This is a genomic window from Pseudomonas sp. Tun-23181 (assembly GCF_057415455.1).
Window position 1 is genome coordinate 743,505 of record NZ_CM171630.1, and the last position, 19,900, is coordinate 763,404.

Annotated in this window: 21 protein-coding genes; 13 read left to right on the forward strand and 8 right to left on the reverse strand. The window is 61.4% G+C overall.

Annotated features, from left to right (window positions below):
- The first annotated feature begins 275 nt into the window (after positions 1-275).
- From ACDI39_RS03865 to ACDI39_RS03905, 9 genes are all read left to right on the forward strand, one after another.
- Entirely contained in the window at positions 276-2,732 is a 2,457-nt protein-coding gene (locus ACDI39_RS03865) for a heavy metal translocating P-type ATPase (RefSeq protein WP_003131918.1), read from the forward strand.
- A complete protein-coding gene (locus ACDI39_RS03870; protein WP_003131920.1) occupies positions 2,729-3,127 on the forward strand; it encodes a MerR family DNA-binding protein in 399 nt (132 codons plus the stop codon). Before ACDI39_RS03865 ends, ACDI39_RS03870 begins: the two co-directional genes overlap by 4 nt.
- A gap of 12 nt (positions 3,128-3,139) precedes the next feature.
- Positions 3,140-3,382 (forward strand): DUF2933 domain-containing protein, encoded by a 243-nt coding sequence (locus ACDI39_RS03875; RefSeq protein ID WP_088352263.1) that lies wholly within the window; start codon positions 3,140-3,142, stop codon positions 3,380-3,382.
- A 64-nt stretch (positions 3,383-3,446) separates the two neighbouring features.
- A complete protein-coding gene (locus tag ACDI39_RS03880; protein ID WP_088352262.1) occupies positions 3,447-3,785 on the forward strand; it encodes a hypothetical protein in 339 nt (112 codons plus the stop codon).
- 101 nt (positions 3,786-3,886) lie between these two features.
- Complete coding sequence (locus tag ACDI39_RS03885) at positions 3,887-5,143, forward strand: TolC family protein (protein WP_148077475.1); 1,257 nt, start codon at positions 3,887-3,889, stop codon at positions 5,141-5,143.
- Positions 5,140-6,621: an efflux RND transporter periplasmic adaptor subunit gene (locus ACDI39_RS03890; RefSeq protein WP_058198919.1), complete on the forward strand. Its 1,482-nt coding sequence runs from the start codon at positions 5,140-5,142 to the stop codon at positions 6,619-6,621. Before ACDI39_RS03885 ends, ACDI39_RS03890 begins: the two co-directional genes overlap by 4 nt.
- Positions 6,618-9,779 carry an efflux RND transporter permease subunit gene (locus ACDI39_RS03895; RefSeq protein WP_058148348.1) on the forward strand — a complete coding sequence of 1,054 codons (3,162 nt, stop codon included), beginning with the start codon at positions 6,618-6,620 and terminating at the stop codon, positions 9,777-9,779. Before ACDI39_RS03890 ends, ACDI39_RS03895 begins: the two co-directional genes overlap by 4 nt.
- Complete coding sequence (locus ACDI39_RS03900) at positions 9,776-10,132, forward strand: copper-binding protein (RefSeq protein ID WP_003131925.1); 357 nt, start codon at positions 9,776-9,778, stop codon at positions 10,130-10,132. Before ACDI39_RS03895 ends, ACDI39_RS03900 begins: the two co-directional genes overlap by 4 nt.
- Positions 10,133-10,338: 206 nt before the next feature.
- Positions 10,339-11,244, forward strand: coding sequence for a F510_1955 family glycosylhydrolase (locus tag ACDI39_RS03905; RefSeq protein ID WP_031275450.1), 906 nt, complete (start codon positions 10,339-10,341; stop codon positions 11,242-11,244).
- A 94-nt stretch (positions 11,245-11,338) separates the two neighbouring features.
- Here the strand turns inward: ACDI39_RS03905 and ACDI39_RS03910 are convergent, their stop codons facing one another.
- The 5 genes from ACDI39_RS03910 to ACDI39_RS03930 form a co-directional block, all read right to left on the reverse strand.
- Positions 11,339-12,001, reverse strand: coding sequence for a methyltransferase family protein (locus ACDI39_RS03910; protein WP_058198918.1), 663 nt, complete (start codon positions 11,999-12,001; stop codon positions 11,339-11,341).
- Positions 12,002-12,157: 156 nt separating this feature from the next.
- Positions 12,158-12,433, reverse strand: a complete 276-nt coding sequence (locus tag ACDI39_RS03915) for a hypothetical protein (protein ID WP_021702871.1) — start codon at positions 12,431-12,433, stop codon at positions 12,158-12,160.
- Positions 12,426-12,710: a hypothetical protein gene (locus ACDI39_RS03920; protein WP_003131929.1), complete on the reverse strand. Its 285-nt coding sequence runs from the start codon at positions 12,708-12,710 to the stop codon at positions 12,426-12,428. The genes ACDI39_RS03915 and ACDI39_RS03920 overlap by 8 nt, the downstream gene beginning before the upstream one ends.
- A 35-nt stretch (positions 12,711-12,745) precedes the next feature.
- On the reverse strand, positions 12,746-13,075 hold the full coding sequence (locus ACDI39_RS03925) for a DUF2790 domain-containing protein (RefSeq protein WP_071543060.1): 330 nt from the start codon (positions 13,073-13,075) through the stop codon (positions 12,746-12,748).
- Between the two features lie 161 nt (positions 13,076-13,236).
- The gene (locus ACDI39_RS03930) at positions 13,237-13,566 is read right to left on the reverse strand and encodes a hypothetical protein (RefSeq protein ID WP_125896094.1); all 330 of its coding nucleotides are present in this window, start codon (positions 13,564-13,566) and stop codon (positions 13,237-13,239) included.
- Between the two features lie 504 nt (positions 13,567-14,070).
- Between ACDI39_RS03930 and ACDI39_RS03935 the strand changes: the two genes are divergently transcribed.
- Positions 14,071-14,289 (forward strand): GDCCVxC domain-containing (seleno)protein, encoded by a 219-nt coding sequence (locus tag ACDI39_RS03935; RefSeq protein WP_021702875.1) that lies wholly within the window; start codon positions 14,071-14,073, stop codon positions 14,287-14,289.
- A 189-nt stretch (positions 14,290-14,478) separates the two neighbouring features.
- Here the strand turns inward: ACDI39_RS03935 and ACDI39_RS03940 are convergent, their stop codons facing one another.
- From ACDI39_RS03940 to ACDI39_RS03950, 3 genes are all read right to left on the reverse strand, one after another.
- The gene (locus tag ACDI39_RS03940; protein ID WP_003131931.1) at positions 14,479-15,798 is read right to left on the reverse strand and encodes a three-Cys-motif partner protein TcmP; all 1,320 of its coding nucleotides are present in this window, start codon (positions 15,796-15,798) and stop codon (positions 14,479-14,481) included.
- A gap of 22 nt (positions 15,799-15,820) precedes the next feature.
- Positions 15,821-16,564 carry a phage Gp37/Gp68 family protein gene (locus ACDI39_RS03945; protein WP_003131934.1) on the reverse strand — a complete coding sequence of 248 codons (744 nt, stop codon included), beginning with the start codon at positions 16,562-16,564 and terminating at the stop codon, positions 15,821-15,823.
- An 83-nt stretch (positions 16,565-16,647) separates the two neighbouring features.
- The gene (locus ACDI39_RS03950) at positions 16,648-17,565 is read right to left on the reverse strand and encodes a site-specific integrase (RefSeq protein WP_096031233.1); all 918 of its coding nucleotides are present in this window, start codon (positions 17,563-17,565) and stop codon (positions 16,648-16,650) included.
- A gap of 179 nt (positions 17,566-17,744) precedes the next feature.
- Between ACDI39_RS03950 and ACDI39_RS03955 the strand changes: the two genes are divergently transcribed.
- From ACDI39_RS03955 to ACDI39_RS03965, 3 genes are read left to right on the forward strand one after another with little or no spacing between them, the layout of a single operon-like run.
- On the forward strand, positions 17,745-18,743 hold the full coding sequence (locus ACDI39_RS03955; protein ID WP_023911060.1) for a DNA-binding protein: 999 nt from the start codon (positions 17,745-17,747) through the stop codon (positions 18,741-18,743).
- Positions 18,744-18,781: 38 nt separating this feature from the next.
- Positions 18,782-19,426 carry a DUF6036 family nucleotidyltransferase gene (locus ACDI39_RS03960; protein ID WP_003131939.1) on the forward strand — a complete coding sequence of 215 codons (645 nt, stop codon included), beginning with the start codon at positions 18,782-18,784 and terminating at the stop codon, positions 19,424-19,426.
- The gene (locus ACDI39_RS03965) at positions 19,407-19,886 is read left to right on the forward strand and encodes a hypothetical protein (RefSeq protein WP_003124105.1); all 480 of its coding nucleotides are present in this window, start codon (positions 19,407-19,409) and stop codon (positions 19,884-19,886) included. The genes ACDI39_RS03960 and ACDI39_RS03965 overlap by 20 nt, the downstream gene beginning before the upstream one ends.
- The last annotated feature ends 14 nt before the right edge of the window (positions 19,887-19,900 follow it).

Consider the following 19,900-nt stretch of genomic DNA (forward strand, 5'->3'; position numbering starts at 1 on the left):
CGTAAGCTGAAGGTCAGTCGGTCGGAACGCCCCTCACGATAGATTAAGGGCTTAGTTGGGTATTCATTCCATCACAGCCTCCGTTATTCAATGGCCTTTGCCTTCTTGAGCGCAGCTGATCTCACAGAATTAGCGCTTCTGCTCGTGGAGCTCCGCGTAGTGCTCCCAGATTTGTGATCATCCCAAACTCTCGGATGGTCGCCACCTTACTGCTTGACCTTGCCCCAACGGTAAGGTCCAACCTCTCAATAACGAGATAATCGTGGAGGTTGGCAATGACCCGCGCATTCCCCGAAACCACTGCTGCTGCGCACGCCGGCCTTGTTCGGCAATGGACGTTTGGCGTAGAAGGCATGACCTGTGCCTCCTGCGTGGCACGGATCGAGAAGGCATTGACTCAAGTACCCAGGGTTTCCGCCGCCAGGGTCAATCTGGCCAGCGAAGCGGTTATGGTAGAAGCCGATGCCGATTTGGCTCCCCTGCTAGAGGCGGTCGAAGGCGCGGGTTACCGCGTGAAGGAAGAGCAACTGGACCTGGTCATCGGCGGTATGACCTGCGCTTCCTGCGTCGGCCGGGTCGAGAAGGCCCTGCTGAAGGTGCCGGGCGTGCTGGCGGCCACGGTGAATCTGGCCAGCGAGGCGGCCCGGGTCCGGGTGGTGTCCGGTGCGGTAGCGCCGGCGGCGCTGATCCAGGCGGTTGCGGCCGCCGGGTACGAGGCCGGTGTGCCGGCAGCCAAAGAGGCCGCCGCCGCGCCGCCGTCTCGCGACTGGTGGCCGGTGGCACTGGCCGCCGTGCTGTCCCTGCCGCTGGTGGTGCAGATGCTCGCCGTGTTGCTGGGCGCGCGCTGGAGCCTGCCGGGCTGGATACAACTGCTGTTGGCCACGCCGGTGCAGTTCTGGCTGGGGGCACGTTTCTATCGGGCCGGTTGGCGAGCATTGCGCGCCGGCAGCGGCAATATGGACCTGCTGGTGGCGCTCGGTACCAGTGCCGGCTACGGGCTGTCGGTCTATCTGATGGCGACGCATGCCGGCCCCGGCGTCCCGCACCTCTATTTCGAGGCTTCCGCGGTGGTGATCACCCTGGTCCTGCTCGGCAAGTGGCTGGAAGCGCGTGCCAAGCGCCACACTGGAGACGCCATTCGAGCACTGCAGGCACTACGGCCGGACACCGCCCGGGTGCGCCGTGAGGGTGTGGACTATCAGGTATCGGTGAGTACCTTGGCCGTCGGTGATTTGCTGGTGGTACGGCCGGGCGAGCGAGTTCCCGCCGATGGTCTGGTACGCGACGGGCGCAGCCATCTCGACGAGTCGCTGCTGACCGGTGAGAGCCTGCCGGTGGCGAAAACTGAAGGCGATGTGGTGACCGGCGGCGCAATCAACGGCGAAGGACTGTTGCTGGTCGAGACCACAGCGGTCGGCGCGGAAAGTACGCTGGCCCGAATCATCCGCATGGTCGAAAACGCTCAAGCGGCCAAGGCGCCGATCCAGCGCCTGGTGGATCGGATTAGCGCCGTCTTCGTCCCCGTGGTGTTGGTGATCGCTGCCATGACCCTGCTGATCGGCTGGTGGCTCACCGGCGAGGTGGCCGGCCCACTGATCAACGCGGTGGCGGTGCTGGTCATCGCTTGCCCTTGCGCGCTGGGCCTGGCCACGCCGACGGTGATCATGGTCGGCACCGGCGTCGGTGCGCGCCACGGCATCCTAATCAAGGACGCGGAAGCCTTGGAGATCGCCCACCGGGTCAGCGTGGTGGCTTTCGACAAGACCGGCACGCTGACCCAGGGCAAGCCAAGGGTGACCGCGCTGGAAGTGGCGAATGGCGATAGCGCGCGCCTGCTGCTGCAGGCCGCCTCGGCGCAGGCCGGCAGCGAACACCCGCTGGCGCAGGCGCTGCTGGACAAGGCCAAGCAGGACGGCACGGATTTATTGCCCGCATCCAAGGTCACGGCGTTGCCGGGGCGCGGTCTGGCGGCCTTGGTCGCAGGGCGAGAGCTGCGCCTGGGCAGCACACGACTGATGCAGGAGCTCGGCGTTGACCTGTCACCGCTGGCGGCGTCCGCAGCAACGCTGGCCCGGGCCGGCAACAGCGTGTCCTGGCTCGCCGACGTGACTGGACAGCCACTGCTGTTGGGCCTGATCGCCTTCGGTGATGTGCTGAAGCCGAGTGCCCGCCAGGCCGTGGCGCGGCTGCGCGGACTGGGCATACGGACCGTGATGATCAGCGGCGACAACCGCGGTGCGGCTGAGAGCGTGGCGGCTATGCTCGGCCTCGACGAGGTGCGCGCCGAGGTGTTGCCCGGCGACAAGGCCGCGGAGGTGCAGGCGCTGAAGACCGGTGGCGCAGTGGTAGCCATGGTCGGCGACGGCATCAACGACGCTCCGGCGCTGGCGGCGGCGGATGTTGGCATTGCCATGTCGACCGGTACCGATGTAGCCATGCACACCGCCGGCATCACCCTGATGCGCGGTGATCCGGCGCTGGTGGCGGATGCCTTGGCTCTCTCCCGCCATACCTACGGACGGATTCTGAAGAGCCTGTTTTGGGCCTTCGTCTACAACCTGGTCGGCATTCCACTGGCCGCCTTCGGCCTGTTGAGCCCGGTGGTGGCCGGTGCGGCGATGGCATTGTCCAGCGTCTCGGTGGTCACTTACGCGCTGCTGCTCAAGCGATGGCGGCCGGCACCGGTAGAGCTGGACGGAGGCGCTGGCTCAGCAAGAAGGAGGCATCCATGAACATTGGCGCAGCGGCGAACGTCAGCGGCTTGACCGCCAAAATGATCCGCTATTACGAACGCATCGAGCTGGTCCCAGCTTCTCGGCGCACCCGGTCTGGCTATCGCGACTACCTGGAAAGGGATGTACAGGTTTTGCGCTTTATCCACCACGCCCGAGAACTGGGCTTCTCATTGACGCAGGTGCGCGCCTTGCTGGCGTTATGGCGGGATCGCCAACGCCCTAGCAGCGAAGTTCAAGTCATAGCCCACCACTACATCGACGCGCTGAACGCACGCATTGTCTTGCTCCAGGCACTGCGCGACAGTCTGAGCTACCTGGCCGAGCATTGCGACGACCTTGAGCAACCACCGGGGCCGATTCTGGATGATCTGCCCCCCCCACTAGCTGAATGAAAGGAGAACATCATGACCTGCGATAAATCCACCACGATTCGGGTTGGCATAGGAGCCGGCATCTTTCTGCTGGCTGCCTATGTCCTGTTCCCGGCTTTTCAAACCTGGATTGCGGCGAACGCGCTGATCTTCCTGCTACTGCTCTGTCCGCTGTCAATGCTGTTCTGCATGCGCGGCATGCACAAAGGACCACCCGCTAGCGATGACACGCAGAAGGTAAAGCCGATCGAGCGTGATCCGACTGACGCGCCGTGATCTTTCCGCAAAACGGAACACTGACGAATTGCTCCCCCTATCGACCTGGGCTAGACTCCGCCGCATGAAACGACGCCTGCACCTGCTGTTGCTCCTGCTGCTCAGCCTGACCCTTCCCCTGAATGGGGTCGCAGGTGTGCTCGCGTTTTCCGAACCTTGCCCCATGGAACAGCACGGCATCTCGATGGAGGATATGCAGGCTTCTTGCTGCGAAGACCATCAGCAGCAAATCTCCAGCGGCAAAGTCTGCAAGACCGGACAAGAGTGCAAGAGCAGCAGCATGCTGCAGGTTTCGGTCATCAAGACGCCTCTTCTGTTTTCTCGCTCCGTAGTAATCACTCCTACCCACGATTTCCTTCCAACCGCGTCCCCCTCTGGGGTGTGGCGTCCCCCCCGCGCCTGATTCCCGTGCCGACTTGAGTCCCGTTTCCCCCTCTTAGGCGGCGAGACGGTGTGCGTGTGCCCGTGTGGGTACGCGCCGGATCATCCACAGGAATCGTGAATATGAATCTCCGACGCTACTGCGGAGGACGCCTTTCGCTGGCCGCCCTCACGCTGTGCGCCCTGGCCGTGCCCGGCCTGGCCGCCGCCCTTACCCTGGACGAAGCCCTGCGCCTGGCGGAGCGCGAGGCACCGTCACTGGCTGCCCAGGCTGCCAACCAAGATGCCGCCATGCAGGCCGCCATTCCCGCCGGTGAATTACCGGACCCCAAGCTTGCCCTAGGTATCCAGAACTTTCCCATCGAGGGCGATGCCCGTGGCAGCCTCACGCGCGACTTCATGACCATGCAGATGGTCGGGGTCATGCAAGAAGTTCCCAACCGAGCCAAGCGCCGTGCCCGTGTCGAGGCTGCCCAGGCGGGCATCGACAGCGCCGATGCACTGGAGCGGGTCGAACGCCTCAAGGTGCGCCGTGAAACTGCGCTTGCCTGGATCGGCGGCTTCGCGGTCGAGCAGAAACTGCAACTGTTCCAGACTCTGTACGACGAGAATCGCCTGCTGGCCAAGGCCGTACAGGCCAGCTTGGCCGGCGGCCGTGGCCAGGCGGCTGACAGTTTGGCGCCCAAGCAGGAAGCAGCACTGCTCGCCGAGCAGGAAGATGAACTAGAACGCAACCGCACGCAGGCCCGCGCGGCCCTGCGCCGCTGGGTCGGGCCGGTGGCGGTCGAGCCGCTGTCCGGCTCTTGGCCGAGCTGGCGAGTCGATGACCTGCATTTCCGCCACAGTTTGGATCGTCACCCTGAGCTGCAGGCCTTCACGCCGATGATACAGGAGGCAGAGGCCCAGGTGCGTCTAGCCGAAGCGGACAAGAAACCCGACTGGAGCTGGGAGCTGGCCTACCAAAAACGTGGCGAGGCCTTTGGCGACATGGTCTCCGTGCAGTTCACCTTCGACCTACCCCTGTTCACCGCCAGCCGGCAGGACCCGAAGATCGCCGCCAAGCGCGCCGAAGTGCTGCGCCTGGAAGCCGAGCGCGAAGCCATGACACGGGAGCACGCGCAAGCGCTGGCCGACGATCTGGCCGAACACCGCCGCCTGGAGCGCGCCGTGGAGCGCAGCCGACAAACCCTGGTACCGCTGGCCGAGGAGAAGGTACGCCTGGCCATGGCGGACTACCGCGCCGGCCGTGGCGAGTTAATGGCGCTAGTGGCCGCGCGGCGCGAACTCATCGAGGCCCGCCTGAAACACATCGACCTTGAACAGCAACGTGCACAGACCAGTGCCCGCCTGTATTTCGCCTATGGAGAAAGTAGCCAATGAAGACTCGAATCTGGAAAGGCGCGTTGCTGACGGGCTTGGCGCTCGCCATTGGTGCAGCGGGCGGCTACTGGTTCGCTCAGCCCCTGGTGGAGGCCGGGGCCAGCATGGCCAATGCCCAGGAGTCCTCCGCACCGGACGAGCGCGAAGTGCTCTATTGGTACGACCCCATGTACCCGCAGCAGAAATTTGACCAACCCGGCAAGTCTCCCTTCATGGACATGGAATTGGTGCCGCGCTACGCCGGCGAGGCGAGTGACAGTGCCGCGGTCAGCATCGACCCAAGCGTCGTCCAGAACCTGGGCATGCGCCTAGCGACTGTCACCCGTGAACACTCGGTCACTGAGTTGGAAGTGGTCGGCAACCTAGCCTTCAATAACCGCGATGTCGCCGTGGTGCAGGCACGCAGCGGGGGCTTCGTCGAGCGCGTGTATCGGCGCGCGCCCGAGGACCTGCTGGCCGCCGGGGCGCCGCTGGCCGACCTACTGGTACCCGAATGGGCGGCTGTTCAAGAAGAGTTCCTGGCCTTGCGCGAGGTCGGTGAAAGAGCATTGTTGGACGCAGCCCGGCAGCGCCTGCGCCTGGCTGGGATGCCGCAGTCATTGATCGAGCGGGTCGAGCGTAGTGGCAAGGTCCAGGCCCTCTGGACGGTGACCAGCCCGATTGCCGGCGTGCTGCAGGAACTCAATGTCCGCGAAGGCATGACCCTGGCCGCTGGCCAACCCTTGGCCACAGTCAACGGCCTGAGCAGTGTCTGGCTCGACGTGGCTGTGCCTGAGGCCGAAGCCGGCGGCGTACAGCTCGGCCAGCCGGTGGAGGCATACCTGCCCGCCTTCCCCGGTGAAGTGCTGGCGGGCACGGTGAGCGCCTTCCTGCCGCAGGCCAACCTGGATAGCCGCACGCTGCGCGTGCGGGTCGAACTGGATAACCCGACGGGCCGTCTGCGGCCAGGCATGACCGCCAAGGTTCGGCTGAGTCGCCCGAGCGAACAGAGAGCATTGTACGTGCCGAATGAAGCGGTAATCCGTACCGGCCGGCGTGCCCTGGTGATGCTGGTCGAAGGCGAGGGTCGTTATCGACCGGTTGAGGTCCGTCTTGGACGGGAAAGGACTGACAAGGCGGAAATTGTCGAGGGCCTGGAGGAAGGTCAGCAGGTAGTCGCCTCCGGACAGTTCCTGCTCGATTCCGAGGCCAGCCTGCGCGGGGTACTCGCCCAGGACCTCGCATCACCCGACGCTCAGCCGATGCAGGCCCTGCATGAGGCGGAAGGCAAGGTGGTCGAGATCGACAACGACTCGGTCACCCTGGCCCATGGTCCGTTCAAGACCCTCGGCATGCCTGGAATGACCATGACCTTTCCGTTGGCAGATCCGACTCTGCTGGAGGGCGTACAGGCAGGGGACTCGGTACACGTTGGCGTGCGTGAAACGGACGACGGCCTGTTGATCGAGCGGCTGGATAAGCTGGAGGTGCAACCATGATCGCCAAGCTGATCCGCTGGTCGGTGGCCAACCGCTTCTTGGTGCTGCTGGCCACCCTGTTCGCCGTCGGCTGGGGTGTCTGGTCGGTGCAGAACACCGCCATCGACGCGCTGCCGGACCTCTCCGATGTGCAGGTGATCATCCGCACGCCCTTCCCGGGGCAGGCGCCGCAGATCGTCGAGAATCAGGTGACCTATCCACTGGCCACCACCATGCTCTCGGTGCCGGGCGCGAAAACGGTGCGCGGTTATTCCTTCTTCGGCGACAGCTTCGTCTACGTGCTGTTCGAGAACGGCACCGACCTGTACTGGGCGCGTTCGCGGGTACTGGAATACCTCAGCCAGGTGCAGGCCCGTCTGCCTGCGGGCGCCGCGCCCGCCCTGGGCCCTGATGCCACCGGGGTGGGCTGGATCTATCAGTACGCCCTGGTCGACCGCACCGGCACGCATGACCTGGCGCAGTTGCGGGCGCTACAGGACTGGTTCCTCAAGTTCGAACTGAAGACCCTGGCCAATGTCGCCGAGGTGGCCACCATCGGTGGCATGGTCAAGCAGTACCAGGTGGTGCTCGATCCGATCAAGCTGGCCAGCCGCGGCATCACCCAGCAGCAGGTCGCTGAGGCAATTTCCAGGGCCAACCAGGAAACCGGCGGTGCGGTGCTGGAACTGGCCGAGACCGAGTTCATGGTGCGCGCTTCGGGTTACCTGCAGACGCTGAATGACTTTCGCGCCATCCCCCTGCGCCTGGACAGTGGCGGCGTGCCGGTGACGCTTGGCGAGGTTGCGCATATCCAGCTCGGCCCGGAAATGCGTCGCGGCATCGCCGAACTCGACGGCGAGGGCGAGGTAGTCGGCGGCGTTGTGATCCTGCGCAGCGGCAAGAATGCTCGCGAGGCCATCGCCGCGGTCAAGACCAAGCTTGACGAACTGGGCAAGAGCCTGCCCTCGGGGGTGGAGATCGTTACCACCTATGATCGCAGCAAGCTGATCGATCGTGCCGTAGAAAACCTCAGTCACAAGCTGATCGAGGAGTTCATCGTAGTCGCCCTGGTTTGTGCGCTGTTTCTCTGGCACCTGCGCTCATCCCTGGTGGCTATCGTCTCGCTGCCGGTCGGGGTGCTGATCGCCTTTATCGTCATGCAGCAGCAGGGGATCAACGCCAACATCATGTCCCTCGGCGGCATCGCCATCGCCATCGGCGCCATGGTCGACGCCGCGGTGGTGATGATCGAGAACGCGCACAAGAAGATCGAGGCCTGGCGCGAGGAACACCCGGGCGAGGACCTCAAGGGCGAACATCACTGGCACGTGATCACCGAGGCGGCGGTGGAGGTCGGCCCGGCACTATTCTTCTGCCTGCTGATCATCACCCTGTCGTTCATCCCGGTTTTCACCCTGGAGGCCCAGGAAGGCCGCCTGTTCGGTCCGCTGGCCTTCACCAAGACCTACGCCATGGCGGCCGCCGCCGGCCTGTCGGTGACCCTGGTGCCGGTGCTGATGGGCTATTGGATTCGCGGGCGGATTCCCAACGAGGAACAGAACCCGCTGAACCGCTGGCTGATTCGCATCTACCAGCCGGCCTTGGACGCGGTACTACGGCGGCCGAAAATCACCCTGCTGGTTGCGGTGCTGATTCTGCTCAGCGCGCTCTGGCCGATGAGCCGTCTCGGTGGCGAGTTCCTCCCGCCGCTGGACGAGGGCGACCTGCTCTATATGCCCACCGCGCTACCGGGGCTGTCCGCGCAGAAGGCGGCGCAACTGCTGCAGCAGACCGACCGCCTGATCAAGACGGTGCCGGAAGTCGCCCATGTGTTCGGCAAGGCCGGCCGTGCCGAAACCGCCACCGACCCCGCACCGCTGGAGATGTTCGAAACCACCATCCAGTTCAAGCCGCGCGAGCAGTGGCGACCGGGGATGACCCCGGAGAAGCTGGTGGAGGAACTGGACCGTACCGTACAGGTGCCAGGATTGGCCAACCTATGGATTCCGCCGATCCGTAACCGCATCGACATGCTCGCCACCGGCATCAAGAGCCCGATCGGCGTCAAGGTCGCCGGCAGCAACCTGGCGCAAATCGACGAGATGACCCAGGCGGTCGAACGGGTCGCCAAACTCGTGCCCGGAGTCAGTTCCGCCCTGGCCGAGCGCCTGACCGGCGGGCGTTACGTCGATGTGGATATCGACCGCGAAGCGGCGGCGCGCTATGGCCTGAATATCGCCGATGTGCAGGCGATCGTCGCCGGCGCCATCGGCGGGGCGAACATCGGCGAGACCATCGAGGGCCTGGCGCGCTTCCCGATCAGCCTGCGCTATCCGCGCGAGTGGCGCGATTCACTGGCAGGGCTGCGTGAGCTGCCGATTTATACCCCCCAGGGCAGCCAGATCACCCTTGGCACTGTGGCGCAGATCAGGATCAGTGACGGTCCACCCATGTTGAAAAGCGAGAATGCGCGTCTGTCTGGCTGGGTCTACATCGACGTGCGTGGCCGTGATCTGGCTTCAGTGGTGGGTGACCTGCGCCAGGCCATCGATGATCAGGTCAAACTAGAGCCGGGCATGAGCCTGAGCTACTCCGGGCAGTTCGAGTTTCTCGAACGCGCCAATGCCCGGCTCAAACTGGTGGTGCCGGCGACCCTGGTGATCATTTTCGTCTTGCTCTACCTGACGTTCGCTCGCTTCAGTGAAGCCCTGCTGATCATGGCCACACTTCCCTTCGCACTGGTCGGCGGCATCTGGTTCCTCTACCTGCTCGGCTACAACCAGTCGGTGGCCACCGGGGTGGGCTTTATCGCCCTGGCCGGGGTCGCCGCCGAGTTCGGCGTGATCATGCTGCTGTACCTGAAGAACGCCTGGAACGAACGGCAAGACGCCGGCCGCACCGACGAAAGTGCGCTTATCGAGGCGATCCGCGAAGGCGCCGTGCAGCGTGTGCGGCCCAAGGCGATGACCGTGGCGGTGATCATCGCCGGCCTGCTGCCGATCCTGCTGGACAGCGGCACCGGCAGCGAGGTGATGAGCCGCATCGCCGCGCCCATGGTCGGCGGCATGGTCACCGCGCCGCTGTTGTCGTTGTTCGTCCTGCCGGCGGCCTATCGACTGATGCGTCGCCGCCAGACCTCTGAATTCATCCCCAACCAAGCAGAAGGAAAACTCGCATGAAGAACTACACCCTCCTAGGTGCTCTGACTCTGGTCCTCGGCCAACCGGTCTTTGCCGCCGAAATGCCTGCCATGCCCATGGACAAGATGCCCATGAAAGAAATGCAGATGGAGCAATCGGGGGCTATGGCAACCGCCCAGGCTTCCGGCACCGTCAAGGCCATCGACAGTCAGAAAGGCAGTGTCACCATCGCCCATGGCCCCGTGCCTGCCGTGAAGTGGCCGGCGATGACCATGGGTTTCAAGGCGACGCCCGAGCAACTGGCTCAAGTGCAGGTCGGCCAACAGGTGATGTTCGAGTTCAAGAGCGAAGGTATGACGGCGACGCTTCTGTCGATCAAGCCGATGCAGTAATAGCGCCAAGAATGGCCGGTCCGGTGAGCTATATCCTTTCGCCGGGCCAGTCTTTCGGATCAGTGATTTGACTCAACCATGGGTAACTGTGCTGCCATCCTCCCGTTGCTCCTTTGGTTTGGAGGTTGGCCCTAGGCGCCTGGATCAGGCGCCTCTTTTTTCGAAAGAGGCCTTGGCACAGATGGCCCTCACTTGGAGACGCGATGATGGCTCTGATATTCCTACTACGCGGCGCAGCTAGACTCGGGCTGCTAGCCGCCGTCACCATTGTCGCCGCCTGCGGCGATGCAGCGGTCACCCTAGAACATGTACACGGACTGGCGTTCAGCCCGGATGGTCAACAGCTGTCCATTCCCAGTCACCACGGCCTGGCCGTCTATAGCCAAGGGCGCTGGAGCAAGGCACCCGGACCTGCACACGACTATATGGGCTATTCGGTGACGCGCCAGGCGATCTACAGCAGCGGCCACCCAGCCCGCGGCAGCGGTCTGGTCAATCCGTTCGGAGTGATCAAGAGCAGCGATGGAGGGCGCACGTGGCAGCAACTGGGCCTACAAGGCGAGTCGGACTTCCACCTGCTGGCCAGCGGTTACGATAGCGCAACCCTATATGTCTACAACACCCGTCCGAATTCGCGGATGAGCGTCCCGGGCTTGTATTACAGCCGCAACGATGGAGCCAATTGGCAGCGCGCATCCGCGCAGGGAATTGGCGAGGCGCCGACCGCACTGGCGGTGCATCCGAGCGACCACCGGCTGGTCGCGGTGGCGACCGGAGCGGGCCTGTACCTGTCGCGCGATGCGGGTCAACGCTTCAGGGCGGTCGTCGAAGGCGAACAGGTAGTGAGCGTCACCTTCAGTCTTGATGGCAGCAGCCTATGGTTCGGTAGCTACGGCGACGCGGCCAAGCTATCCAGGCTGGATCTGAAGACGCGCGAGATTACCCCGCTCGGCGTGCCTGAGCTGGATGAGGACGCTATCGCCTATCTTGCACAGAACCCAGTCCAGCCAAAGGAATGGGCGACGGCGACCTTCAAACGTGACGTCTATCTATCAAAGGACGCCGGCACGACCTGGAGCGCGATCGCCAAAGCCGGTCAGACTCTGGAGTGATGCAGCCGCGGCTCAAAGGCAAGCAAGGAAGGCCGGGGCGACGCGGCATGGTTGTCCCGCGCAGAGGTGGGACGAAGTTTTCCGCAGCATCCGGCTATTTGGGATGGGGAAAGAACAGTGCGTGGAGAAACCGCCCCCACTCCTGCTGGCGTGGAAAGAACATCGGTAGGTGCCGGCGATAGGCTTGATAGGCCTCGCCGAACCGCGCCGTCAACACTGATTCTTCCCGCCTGGCCAGGTGAACATAGGCAAAGACGATCACCGGAAACAACAGCAAGGTGATGATCGTTGGCCAATGGATGATCTGACCGAAAACGGCCAGCATGATCCCTGTGTACTGCGGGTGACGGACCAGACTGTAGACGCCTTGGGTGGCCAACTGGCCCTCCAGGCTGGCGTAGTAGACCTGAACCCAGCCGCGGATCAACAGCATCAGACCAATGACGATGAATACTCCGCCCAGCAGCATTTCCAGCGTGGCGCCGAGGCTGCCGTAGCCCAGCAAGGTGGCCCAGAGATGCCCGGAATAGCCCGTCAGAGGAAGATCGATGCCCAGAAACCCCGTCAGCAGATAGATGGTCAACGGGAAGCCATACATCTCGGCGTATAACGCGATGATGAACGCTTGCACCAGGCCGGCGCCCGTCCACTCACGCCAGCTGCGTGGGGCGGCAAAGCGGTAGAGAAGCCAGGAGGCAATCAATACCATCACCAGCACCCAGCCCCAGTGCCCGTAGTGCATGGCGAAGTCATTCATGGTCAGGCTCCTTCCTATCGATCGGCAGTGGAACTGTGTAGCGAAAATCTCGAAGCGTCCGGGTATCGACACCGCTGACGGTGCCGTACCCGGCGCCATTCACTTATTCCCCTCTACGCCGGAGGCTTTTAGAGGGGGTGGCAAGCAACGAGCTCTTTACTGCGCCTTGCTGTCGCCTTGACCCGCCTCCTTACTCATCTGCTTGTTCATGTTTTCCATCATTTCGTTGCAGTTCTTCATCATTGAATTCATCTCCTGCATCATTCCCATCATTGGCATTTTATTGCCGTCCATCATGTGCATGCCTTCTCCCATCATCATCTCGGAACCGCTCTTGGCGGTATCCTTGGACGCCTCGGCAATAGCAACGGAAGCCGTACCAAACGTTATTGCGGAGGCAAGTGCGGCGGTATAGATAAGGGCGTTACGCATGGCGGTTCTCCTGATCGACAACAGTGGTTTCGTTCATTCGGGTTAGCGATGATTGCTCTGGAACTTCTTGTTTGCAGGTCTCGCCACCCATGCTCTTCATGCAGAGCCAGACCATCACCAGGCACGGCAGAACAGAAAGCAGAACAGGCAGGGTGGCTACAGCAAACAGGCCGCCCAGGTTAAACAGCAGAGTGAACGCTACGGCAACCGCAAGTCCCGCAATCAGTGGGTGGTGCTGCAACAAGCCTTTTAGGTAAAGCGTCGTGTTCTTGATCATGGTGTAGTCCTCAAGGTTGGTTCAGGCGCATCCGCTCAATTATCAGAACAACCGCCGCCATAAATCTGATACTCCAAGGCCCGTGGGGCTCCGCTGCTGTCTTCGTACCGCATGATCGAAGGCACAACGCCGCACTCCTGGCTCGTATCGCTGATGGACAAGACCCGGGCAATATCCAGCTTCATCCCGTAGTGGTAGGTCTCGACCGGGATCTGCTGAATATCGCCCTGTACCCCTTGTATGGCTTGTTCCTGAGCGGCATGAGCCATACCTCCAGCCACGAGCAGCGCCACTGCAGCGAGTAGAGCTGTGGCTCGTCTTGTGCGTATCGATACAGGCACAAGCAAAAGTTTCAGTTTTTTCATTGGGCACTCTCCTCAAGCGGATAGCGGTCCCTGGCGATTCAGGGAATTGCTTCCGCATGCTTGTCGGCATGAACAACAATCAAAATGTCGGCGACCATATCCAAATTTTTTCGTCTAAACAGACGCCCAGCGGACGTCAACGAATAGCTTCAGATACAGCTTCAGAGATTGATCAGAACAGTCTGCTTAGGAGGAAAAGGATCGGGAGCGACGGCCATGCGGCCAAGGAGGGAGGTGTAATAATCGTGTTGCGGCGAAGTGTTGACGGGCGATGAGTCGACAATGCTTGTTACTGCTCCAGTATAAGAGGCAGCGCAACTGATCGAGCAGGACATTTGATCATCCATGTAAGGACACAAACCGCCTACTTGCGTGTCGGTCTCAGTCTGCATTCCTTGCATGACCAAGCAATTGAGGGATGAACTCGCCGACCCAGGGTTGAATTCCTGGGTGCTGCCATGGGCTGCCCCCATAAACAGAAGCAGCGCCATGAGCAGCTTGATTAGCGTTCTATCCCGTCTTCGAGTCATCACAATTATCATTTCCTCAATTCAGAGGAGCAGCTTAGTTACTGGTTCTTACGTTAGTTCAAAATCCGTCCTGTGACGAATGATGCGAAGGAGCTGATGGGCCACATTCAAATGCGAGGCTTGTGTGCCGATCACTAGACTTCAGTAGTAGCGTAATCCTTACCATGGTGGCAAGGTCAAGCGCTGATCAGACATTCCGGGAGATGGTGGATGAGGTGGACCCGGCTCAGAGGCACGTTATATGACGCTGAAGGTTGCCGGCACCTCTGCGAGGTTTCGAGCATCAGGCCTTTTGGAACCTATATGCCCATTTTTATGAAGCGTATATATCGCATTCGCACGCTGGAGGAGGTAGGCCGAACGGTCATCGCAGTAGCCCTCGACGGGCGTGCTTGCTCTCGGCGACACACTGCGGGCGGATGCTGTCGAGGCGGTCAGTGCGCAGCGCAAGATGGTCTGCGCACGGTGCTGCTCACCGGCGACAACGAGCTCACGGCGACCTGCCCGCTCTGCGGCTTCGCCAAGCCGGAAACCATGCCCGCGGACGCCTGCCAGTTCTATTACGAGTGCAGCAACTGCAAGGCGCTGCTGCGCCCCAATCCGGGGGAATGCTGCGTGTTCTGTTCGTTCGGCTCGGTGAAGTGGCCGCCGATCCAGCAGCAGCTGCGTGGGTGTTGCCCGTAGAGCTCGGGTGGATTACAGGTCGTAGTCAGGGTTGCGCAGCGGACGCAGCTCGCCGCGGGCGACCTCTTCCGGTACCGCAAAGGACATACCGACCGAGTATGTTGATGTGTTCGTAGATCAGCGGCGACAGCCGGGCCACATCCTCTTCCAGTACCGGGTAAGCCCCAAGTTTCATGCCGTTGCTCGGTCTCAAGACTCATCCACCTTCGCTTTCGGAGGCGGTGGCAGAAAGAAAAAGGGCCGCTGGGGTGGGGCCACTAGGGTATCGGTTATCTTGATACTGCTGCCCTTGCGGCGTTTTTTCTTACCGTCCTTGTCCACGGCGAGGAGATCACCATTGGAGACTGCAATATCCAGAGCCTGCTTCACCCGTGACTCGTCCGCCATCGTGTAATTGGCAAGCCCACTCATTAGGCTTCCAAACGATTGCTGTTCAACCTCGTAAACCTGCTTGGGCAGCAACTCCGACAGTTCACCTCGGATGCGGGTATCCGTGACGATATCGAACTGATGCTCCTCCTCGAATATCAGCTCTTGCTGATCCGTCACCTTGATGTCGCGATTGGCGTCATAGCCAAAGAAGCATGAGGGAGACAGCATGTGGGAGAAGTTGTTGCCGTACTTCCAGTGGATCTTCTTCATCACGTCATTGGCGCGGTAGCTCTTCGCCAAGTGGATGAACCAGTACGCCATGGGGTTGGCGCCCACGGGGCGGATGAAAAAGATGGTCATGAACGGTGCGCCGGTTTCCTCCTTGATCCCGTCGGATAGGCAGCGTTGAATCAGGTACTGCCAATCGCGCGGGTTATGCGCCTTCAGGTGCTTAAGCATGTCCCATGGGATATGCCGTTCCAAGTCGATATTGGAGATGGCCTTTCGATTGGCCTGGCGGTCGGAGAGATAGGCCACCAGGAAGTCGACATTGAAGGTCAGCAGCACCTCGGCATTGGCTATGTTCTGAAAGATCCATTTGATCTTGGAGAACGGCACGTCGCTGTAGCCGTACTGATCCAGCAGAAACAGAACCCGCTCGCTCATGCCGAACGATTTGAGGTTGTGGGCGATCGCCGGTAACGCCTGGGTGAACTCGGCGGTATGCAGGTGTACATCGCGGCCGAAGCGCTGGCTGTGGCCTCGGCTGGCCAGGACGGCGTGCAGACAGTCGATGTTGTCTTTCTTCACATCGACAAAATAATGCTGGGAGCGGATGGGACGGGGTTTAATACGGCCAAGGTTATTGCGAACTTCGGATTCTTGAATTGCCTCCAGGGCGATCACCGGCGATCCGAAGTGCTTGCCACCCGCGTCATCGTTGTAGATACCACCGCCACTAAAGCCATCGACGACCGACAGGCCCAGCGCAGGCATCTGCTGATTGCGCATCAGGACATCAATGTAAGTCTGAATGTACTCATCGATGATCTGGTGTTTGATCTTGCTGTGCGGGTCGATGGTTGGAAAAGTCTGGCTCGCCCAATCCCACCGGTATTTTTCGTCATCCTTGGCCATCGAGTAGTCCTTGTCGTGGTGATCAGGCGAGGTTGAGCAGCGGGATCTCATCCCAGGTTTGGCCATTCAGGAGCCGGCCGTTGGCTTTCTTCGAGCGTTTAACGCCATCGGCTCCCCAACCGCCCCATTGTTTGAAGAAGAAGGCCGAACCGAATTCATCGCACTGGCGATGAATGTTGTCGACCCATTCCTCCTTCATGGGACGCGCCTTGCCACCTGACTCACCGCCAACGATGACCCAGTGGATGTCGGTCAAATCCAACTCGCCCAGATCCTCCAGCAAGGGTTCGGCCGAGAGGAAGCGGATTGTTGCGTCTATGCGGCGCAGGCAGTCTATGCGCGGCACGCCATAGGCTTTGTCCTCGACCGATACTCCCAGCCAGGCGTTCACGGGCGGAGTCCGCTGGCTGAAGTAGTCGGCCAAGCGCTCGGCACGCTTGGTGAGAATCTGGAAGGTGTGTTGAGACGCCTGGCGAATCACCTCGAACACCTGGTCGATGTACTCGTCCGGCACCTGCTCGTGGAACAGGTCGGACATCGAGTTGACAAAGTAGATGGTCGGTTTCTTGCGCTGCAGCGGTTCCTGAAGCTTTTCCGGCCGCAGGCTCAGGCGGAAACCGTTCTCGTAACCCGGCGTGCCCATGGCTTGCAGGCGGTGGGCCATGTTCTCGGCATAGCAGTGTTTGCAACCCGGCGATACCTTGGTGCAGCCCACCACCGGGTTCCAGGTCATTTCCGTCCATTCGATGCTGGTCTGCGTACTCATTGCACCTTCACTCCTGTCGTGCGTCGATGTTAGTGAGAAGCTGGCAGTTGCGTCAAAGTGCCAGTAATCAGTTCAAGGGCGGGTTACGCCGCCAGGCCGCCAAAGGAGATGGCGGGGTCGATGTAGCGCATGGCCGACTTGATGTCCTTCCAACCCACGTAGGTCATCAGCGCCTTGAGATCCCAGCCGTTGGCCGTGGCCCAGGTGGCGAAGCCACGGCGCAGCGAATGGCTGGTGTACAGCTCAGCCGGTATCCCGGCGCGCTGTAGGATGTGCCGTAACAAGCTGATCAGGCTGCCAGGATGCAAGGCCTCGTCGCTCAGCCGCCCCCAGCGATCCAGCCGGCGGAACACTGCGCCGCGGGTGATGCCGGCAACACTGATCCAGTCGAGATAGGCCTGTACCGGGCAGAGGCGTTTCAGGGCCGGTGCGTAATGGGTCGTGCCGAGGTTTTCCCGGTCACCCTTGCTCTGCGGCAGGAACAGGCTCATGCCAGCACCGGCCTCGGCCTGGATATGCTCGACCTGCAGTCGACAGAGTTCGTCGCTGCGAAAGCCGCGCCAGAAGCCGATCAGCAGCAGCGCCGCATCGCGCCGACTGCGCAGCAGGCTTGTCAAGTTTCCGGACTGCCGAGCCCGTTCGGCTTCCTGATTCAGCCAGTGAACCGCCTGCTCCAGGTGTTGCAACTGCAACGGTGCAGCCTGCTTCGTTTGCGCCGGATGCAATGTGCGGATGCCTTTGAGCACCTGTCGCACCGTGGGCGTCTTGGTCGGATCAGGAAAGCCCTGGGCGATATGCCACTGGGCCAGGGCGGCCAGGCGCTGTTTGAGCGTGCTAAGGCTTAGGGTGTCGGCGTAGTCCACCAGGTAGCGCACGATGCTGTCGCTGGTGGCGGGCAGGAAGCCGCACCAAGTCACTTCGAAGTGCTCGATGGCCGATTGGTAGCTGCGGCGAGTGTTTTCCCGCGTACCGGCTTGCAGATAGCGACCGACATCCTTCATCGCCCGAGATTGCCCTTTGTGTACTGGAAAACGGTTGTCAAGCGACCGTTTTTGCCATCTGATTAAATAATGCTCCATTATTTTATCTGATTTATTTGCTTTAAACGCGCTTTACATCAATTAAATATAGTATGTAAATACATAGTATGTAATCTAATACGAAATCGTAGGAGCAGATCATGGCCCGCGGCGGCATCAACAAGGCACTGGTTCAGAAGGCGCGGCAGGCAATTCTGGCGCGGGGCGAGAACCCCAGCATCGACGCGGTAAGGGTCGAACTTGGCAATACCGGCTCGAAAACCACCATTCACCGCTACCTGAAAGAGCTCGAAGACGCCGAGCGCGGCCGAGATACGGCCTCGATCCCGCTCAGCGAACAGCTGGCCAATCTGGTCGGCCAACTGGCAGATCAGTTAAAGGAAGATGCGCAGGCGGCCGTGGCCCAGGAGCGCGAACAACTGGCACATGACCGGCTTGATTTCCAGAACCAAGCGCGGCTGGCCGAAAGCCGAATCCAGCAATTGGAAAGTCAGTGCAGCGGGCTCACAGAACAGCTCCAGGTTGTCCAGCACGCGCTACAGCAGGAGCAGCAGCGACGCCAACAGGGCGAGGTCGAGAATGCCCGCCTGTTGCAGGCCAACCGCGACCTGGAGGAGCGCCTGCAAGACCGCGATGGGCAGATTCGCTCGCTAGAGGAAAAGCATCAGCACGCACGTGACGCCTTGGAGCACTACCGCCAAGCCAGCAAGGAGCAGCGTGAGCAGGAACAACGTCGACACGAGTCGCAGATGCAGCAACTGCAACTAGAGCTACGGCAATTGCAGCAGACCCTGATCGTCAAACAGGACGAGTTGACCCAACTGAACCGCGACAATGCGCGCCTGCTCGCAGAAGCGCGGCAGTTGCAAAAAGAGCAGCATGCGCAGCAACAGCTACTGGCACAGAAAGCTCAGGCCCTGGAGGCCTTGCAAAACACGCTGACCGGCGCCGAGCGCTTGAATGAAACCCTGGAACAGCGTTGTCGCACATTGCATGAGGAGGTGTCCCGGCTGGGTGAAGCCTCCGCGATCCAGACGCAACAGGCGCAAGGCCTGCAGGAGCGCCTGATCGAAGCCACTGCACAGCTGAAGCTACTCGGGGCGCCGCTTGCGAACAGCGATGGCGCACGTAGCCCATGAACCGGCACACTGAGCCTATGCGCTGAGTGGAGGTGAAGATGACACTACTTGAGACTGCCAGTGAGGGGGCTGCGGAACCTGTCCGCTTGACTACGCCGCTGGGCCAGGCCATTGGTAATCTGTTCGCCCGGGCCTTGCCGCTACTGAATGGCAATCCGCCAGGCTCGCTCAAGGTCTTCATCTTCGGCGGCTGCGCGGTGCACCTGCTCACCCATGCGCGTGGTAGTGCGGACATCGATGCGGAGATCGAGGCGGCCCGTGTGCTGCGTAAGGAAGAGATCATGGCCGTCTATACACCGCCAGAGGGTTATGAGGACAGCGACGGCCGCGACTTGCAGGTGTACTTGGATCAGAACTACACCAATGCCCTCGGGCCATTGCACGAGGACTACCGTGAGCGTGCCATCCCCATGCAGGGTTTCGAGGGTGAGCAGCCGCTGCATGTTTTCGTTGCTGCCGGCGTGGATCTGGCAATATCCAAGCTCGGCCGCTTTACGGAAAACGATCAATCTGATATCGAACAGCTCATCGAATGCGGCCGTGTCGATGTCGGCCAGTTTGTTACACTGGCAACAGAGGCAATCGATTATGCTGTGGGCAACCGAAGCGCAATGCTAGGCTGCCTGAAACTGGTCACAGCGAAGTACCTGGAGGATCGGCGAGATGCCACGTCTGGATCGTAAACAAAGCTTTGGCGCGCTCCTGGAGACTGTCACTCAGCAGCGCCTTAGCCAAGTTGCGTCCGATGCTCTCGTGGAGCTCGCCAAGCAGTTGTGGTACGAAGAGCGCGACCTCGTGCCGGTATTGCAGCGTGAAGTGGCGGGCAAGCTGCGCCAGCCTGAACAGAAGCTGCGTGCCCTCTATCTGGTCGACCTGCTGCGTCGCTTTCCCTGTGTATCAACGGACAAAGCCGCGCGCCTAAAAGGCTTTGTCAGCAGCTGGTCGAACCTGAAACCGGCAGAACGCTCGCCGCGGGCGACCCAGTTGGTCTCTCGCTACAAGCTCGACAAGCTGGCCTATGAGTGGGGGCTGGAAGAAGACGTCAGCAAGCAGATGCAGGATGTTCTGGCTTTCCAAACCCGCCATTACGCCGCCACTCAGGGCGTGAAGACGGGCTATTCAGAGCCAGCGCCCATCGGCTAGCAGCCGGGCACGGC

What these genes read in the sequence shown, in the direction of transcription:
- ACDI39_RS03865 (WP_003131918.1), top strand. Translation starts at nt 276, where the DNA reads ATGACCCGCGCATTCCCCGAAACCACTGCTGCTGCGCACGCCGGCCTT.
- ACDI39_RS03870 (WP_003131920.1), top strand. Translation starts at nt 2,729, where the DNA reads ATGAACATTGGCGCAGCGGCGAACGTCAGCGGCTTGACCGCCAAAATG.
- ACDI39_RS03875 (WP_088352263.1), top strand. Translation starts at nt 3,140, where the DNA reads ATGACCTGCGATAAATCCACCACGATTCGGGTTGGCATAGGAGCCGGC.
- ACDI39_RS03880 (WP_088352262.1), top strand. Translation starts at nt 3,447, where the DNA reads ATGAAACGACGCCTGCACCTGCTGTTGCTCCTGCTGCTCAGCCTGACC.
- ACDI39_RS03885 (WP_148077475.1), top strand. Translation starts at nt 3,887, where the DNA reads ATGAATCTCCGACGCTACTGCGGAGGACGCCTTTCGCTGGCCGCCCTC.
- ACDI39_RS03890 (WP_058198919.1), top strand. Translation starts at nt 5,140, where the DNA reads ATGAAGACTCGAATCTGGAAAGGCGCGTTGCTGACGGGCTTGGCGCTC.
- ACDI39_RS03895 (WP_058148348.1), top strand. Translation starts at nt 6,618, where the DNA reads ATGATCGCCAAGCTGATCCGCTGGTCGGTGGCCAACCGCTTCTTGGTG.
- ACDI39_RS03900 (WP_003131925.1), top strand. Translation starts at nt 9,776, where the DNA reads ATGAAGAACTACACCCTCCTAGGTGCTCTGACTCTGGTCCTCGGCCAA.
- ACDI39_RS03905 (WP_031275450.1), top strand. Translation starts at nt 10,339, where the DNA reads ATGGCTCTGATATTCCTACTACGCGGCGCAGCTAGACTCGGGCTGCTA.
- ACDI39_RS03910 (WP_058198918.1), bottom strand. Translation starts at nt 12,001, where the DNA reads ATGAATGACTTCGCCATGCACTACGGGCACTGGGGCTGGGTGCTGGTG.
- ACDI39_RS03915 (WP_021702871.1), bottom strand. Translation starts at nt 12,433, where the DNA reads ATGCGTAACGCCCTTATCTATACCGCCGCACTTGCCTCCGCAATAACG.
- ACDI39_RS03920 (WP_003131929.1), bottom strand. Translation starts at nt 12,710, where the DNA reads ATGATCAAGAACACGACGCTTTACCTAAAAGGCTTGTTGCAGCACCAC.
- ACDI39_RS03925 (WP_071543060.1), bottom strand. Translation starts at nt 13,075, where the DNA reads ATGAAAAAACTGAAACTTTTGCTTGTGCCTGTATCGATACGCACAAGA.
- ACDI39_RS03930 (WP_125896094.1), bottom strand. Translation starts at nt 13,566, where the DNA reads ATGGCGCTGCTTCTGTTTATGGGGGCAGCCCATGGCAGCACCCAGGAA.
- ACDI39_RS03940 (WP_003131931.1), bottom strand. Translation starts at nt 15,798, where the DNA reads ATGGCCAAGGATGACGAAAAATACCGGTGGGATTGGGCGAGCCAGACT.
- ACDI39_RS03945 (WP_003131934.1), bottom strand. Translation starts at nt 16,564, where the DNA reads ATGAGTACGCAGACCAGCATCGAATGGACGGAAATGACCTGGAACCCG.
- ACDI39_RS03950 (WP_096031233.1), bottom strand. Translation starts at nt 17,565, where the DNA reads ATGAAGGATGTCGGTCGCTATCTGCAAGCCGGTACGCGGGAAAACACT.
- ACDI39_RS03955 (WP_023911060.1), top strand. Translation starts at nt 17,745, where the DNA reads ATGGCCCGCGGCGGCATCAACAAGGCACTGGTTCAGAAGGCGCGGCAG.
- ACDI39_RS03960 (WP_003131939.1), top strand. Translation starts at nt 18,782, where the DNA reads ATGACACTACTTGAGACTGCCAGTGAGGGGGCTGCGGAACCTGTCCGC.
- ACDI39_RS03965 (WP_003124105.1), top strand. Translation starts at nt 19,407, where the DNA reads ATGCCACGTCTGGATCGTAAACAAAGCTTTGGCGCGCTCCTGGAGACT.